1 protein-coding gene is annotated in these 840 nt (G+C 57.3%); it reads right to left on the bottom strand.

Features of this window, described 5'->3' with window-relative positions; genetic code table 11:
• Nucleotides 1-31: 31 nt before the first annotated feature.
• On the bottom strand, nucleotides 32-840 hold an 809-nt coding region (locus HMPREF3167_RS06375), incomplete at its 5' end, for an IS3 family transposase (protein ID WP_148132408.1).

Genomic DNA, 840 nt, shown 5'->3' with positions numbered 1-840 from the left:
TGGAGTGGCCTAAGAATTAGGCCCACTCGGTTTAAGTGTTGACCGTGTTTTCTTGTTTCCATTGTTCCGCGTATTTCCGTGGGCTGAGGTAGCCGAGTGAGGAATGCGGATGGAAGTTATTGTAACGTGATGACCATTGGGCCACGAGTAGGCGGGCATGCTCGAGATTCTCGATACTGTTGTCCTCCAAGAGTTCGTCTCTCATCTGGTTATGGAAAGACTCAACGAACCCGTTATGCCAGGGCTGGCCTGGTGGGATGAACGCCTGGATCGTCTCATCCTCGGCTGCCCACTCCTGGAGCGCATGAGCGATGAACTCGGGCCCGTTATCCATCCGGATCACCCGCGGGCGCCCGCCGTGCTCCAGACAAGCCACGTCAAGGAGTTCGGTCACCGAGACCGCGTTAATGTTCTTGTCGACCGTGAAGGCGAGGTGTTCGCGGGTGTATTCATCGATAATGTTACAGATTTTGATTGTCTTGCCGTGCCAGGTTGAATCGAACTGGAAGTGCAACGCCCACACGTCGTTCGGGTACTGGCCGGCAGGAACATCACGATGGGTATCGGCAGCTAGACGCTTGCGCTTCTTCCTAGGCAAGACACGCAAGCCCTCTTCACGCCAGATCCTGCGGAAAGTCTCGCGGCATATCCCGTACCCTTCGGCGAGGGCGTTTCTCCAGGCGCGCCGGTGTCCCCACCGGCGATGATCCTTAACGAAGTCGTGCATCCACGCCCGTAGGTCCGCGTACTTATCCGGCTTGTTCTCGCGGGTCCTAGCGCGCCGGTAAGCACTGCGAGAGAGCCCAACAATCTGGCAGGCAAGTCTTTGGGAGTAGCCCA

The organism is Trueperella sp. HMSC08B05, from assembly GCF_001808405.1.
Lineage (GTDB): Bacteria > Actinomycetota > Actinomycetes > Actinomycetales > Actinomycetaceae > Trueperella > Trueperella bernardiae.
Note: the sequence above shows the minus strand (reverse complement) of the source record. Positions and strands in the feature narration are given on the sequence as shown.